At 60.1% G+C, this 2,426-nt stretch carries 3 protein-coding genes; 1 reads left to right on the forward strand and 2 read right to left on the reverse strand.

Features of this window, described 5'->3' with window-relative positions:
• A partial coding sequence (locus WBF74_RS14350; protein WP_424441117.1) for a cache domain-containing protein occupies positions 1-1,086 on the reverse strand: 1,086 nt, incomplete at its 3' end.
• Positions 1,087-1,145: 59 nt separating this feature from the next.
• Positions 1,146-1,358 carry a NepR family anti-sigma factor gene (locus WBF74_RS14355; protein WP_424441119.1) on the reverse strand — a complete coding sequence of 71 codons (213 nt, stop codon included), beginning with the start codon at positions 1,356-1,358 and terminating at the stop codon, positions 1,146-1,148.
• A 192-nt stretch (positions 1,359-1,550) separates the two neighbouring features.
• On the opposite strand from WBF74_RS14355, the gene WBF74_RS14360 reads away from it, so the two are divergent.
• The gene (locus WBF74_RS14360) at positions 1,551-2,345 is read left to right on the forward strand and encodes a response regulator (protein WP_424441121.1); all 795 of its coding nucleotides are present in this window, start codon (positions 1,551-1,553) and stop codon (positions 2,343-2,345) included.
• The last annotated feature ends 81 nt before the right edge of the window (positions 2,346-2,426 follow it).

The raw sequence follows: 2,426 nt of genomic DNA on the forward strand, positions 1-2,426 counted from the left end.
GAATTTCGTTGCAACGGCCTGCACTTCCACAGGTGCTGCCGGATCGCGTTCGATGCGTGCCGTATCGTCGCCTGCTATGTAGCGGCGAATTGCCTGCCGCACCTTGTTGAGCGGCTCGATGACCATATGGTCTGTCGCCCATCCGGCAAAGAGGCTCGCCGCCACCCAGATCAGCAGTGGGAAGAGAAGAAGGAGATAAAGGATGATGTGCATGTCCCGCGACTGCTCATCCGGGTCCTGTGCATAAATGCCGATAAGATTGCCGGGCAGGGCTGCGGTGACATAGACACGGCGCGCCCCATCGGCCCCCCTCTTGATGAAGGTGCCTGTAGTGCGCTCGCTGCTTGTAATGCCCGCCGGTATCCAGCCCTCAAGCGGCATTCCCTTGCTCTGCTGAACAAGAATGCGCGACTTCAGGTCGATGATCGCCATTGCCGAGCTTTCCTGAAGCTCCACTTCTTCGATCGGCAGGGAAAAGACGCGCGAAGGTACCCGCGCCGCGAGCATGCCAACGCCACGCCGGGCCGTGTCATAGACGGGCAGGGTGGCAATCAGCTCGCCAGGCTGATCTGCGGGCTGGCCGCGTTCAGCTGCAGCGACTTCCGGTGCGTGAAGGATGAACTCGGGCGCTTCCATCGATGTCTTGAACCAGGGCGGCGTCGCCGACAGGTCAAGTGAGCTTGGCAGGGTGGAGACGCGGCAGACGGTCTTGCCGTCCGGCGTGAGGAGCCGCAGCGACATGACCTTGGGGTTCGACTGCAGAACCGTGCGGAGCATTTCCTCGCAGCGCGCCGGATCGTCCACACTCTTTGCGAGCAAGGTGGAGAGCGTTTCGAGAAATATGCCGATTTCGTTCAGCGCGCTGCGCTGTCGGGCGAACAGGGCCTCCCCCCTCGCCGCTGCCGCACCTTCATTGAGGGCACGGATGTGAAGCGAATTACCATACTGGGCAATGCCGGCAAGCAGGCAGATCGGGAAGAGAATGAGGGCGAGCCGCAGCGCGACCCGCGTCTTCAGCGTCAGCCGCCTGTCGATGGGCTGACCCAACTGCTCCAACCCGTCAAGGGAGGTCGACCAGAATGACAAATATCAGCCCCTGTCTCTTTGGTCCCGACACGAATGGCCCGCGACGCTGGTACATGGGGCTATTTCTCCCCGGTGCCGTCCTCTGCATCCGACAATCTGGCCAAAAGTGCGGAAAATTCGTCCGGGATGGGCTCGCTCAGAACCTCCTGATAGGCCCTGCGCAATCCCGTGCCCAATGCTTCACGACGGGCATTTTGCTCACTCTTGTCCCGCGAGCCAGCCGATTTGCCCTCCGGTCGTGCATCCCCCCGGTTTTTGGTGTCATCCACCACGTTACACCCGACTCCTGGCGCAGACTGCGCGATCTTTGCCCACTGCCGGGCCGCGAAAATATTTCCTAGAGGCTGAAACTCTTTCTCGATCCAAGGGTTCCCTGAGAGATCGACTTTTTTCGAATTTAAGTCGCGGACAAGAGGGTCGCAACCCGGCTATCCTCTGAAAGACAGATATGGAGTTAATAACCTATGTCTCTAGCCGATCAGATTGCCCCGCTTCTGCCCCATCTGCGCCGCTATGCCAGGGCGCTCACGGGAACGCAAAAAGCGGGAGATGCCTACGTTCGGTCGCTTCTTGAGGCGATCATCGCGGATGACAGCATTCTCGACCGGCAACTTGATGTGCGGGTGGCGCTTTACCGCGCTTTCCATGCCATCTGGTCTACCGCCGCCATAGATGCTGCTGCCGCTGAAGAGGCAAAAGGCGTCGAAGGGGTGGTGGCCCGCCGCCTCTCCCGCATGACGCCGCTCAACCGGCAGGCCCTGCTGCTCACCGCCATGGAAGGTTTCGGCAACCGCGAGGCCGCTACCATCCTCAATGTCGAGCAAGCCGAGGTTGCGGCCCTTATTGATGCCGCGCTGAAGGAAATCGACCAGCAGATCGCCACCACTGTTCTCATCATCGAGGACGAGCCGATCATTTCCATGGACCTTGAGCAGATCGTTCATGATCTCGGCCATGATGTGATGGCAACCGTGGTGACACGCGATGAAGCAGTCAGCGCCGTCTCGACGCGAAAGCCGGGCCTTGTGCTCGCCGATATCCAGCTTGCCGATGGAAGCTCCGGTATCGACGCCGTGAAGGACATTTTCTCGCGCTTCTCTGTGCCGGTCATCTTCATAACGGCCTATCCCGAGCGCCTGCTGACAGGCGAGCGCCCGGAGCCGACTTTCCTCATCACCAAGCCTTTCCTGCACAGCACGGTGAAAGCGGCAATCGGCCAGGCGCTCTTCTTCAACGAGGCGCAGAGCGAAGCGGCCTGACAGCTGCACCATACAGAAAAAGAAAAGGCGCCAACCGAAAGGTAGGCGCCTTTTTCGTTGGAGCGGTTTTGCTCACTGGGT

The sequence above is a fragment of the Parvibaculum sp. genome (assembly GCF_049672805.1).
Classification (GTDB): domain Bacteria; phylum Pseudomonadota; class Alphaproteobacteria; order Parvibaculales; family Parvibaculaceae; genus Parvibaculum.

Bases quoted from the DNA above. Each gene is read 5' to 3' on its own strand.
- WBF74_RS14360 (WP_424441121.1), top strand. From the start codon at position 1,551: ATGTCTCTAGCCGATCAGATTGCCCCGCTTCTGCCCCATCTGCGCCGC.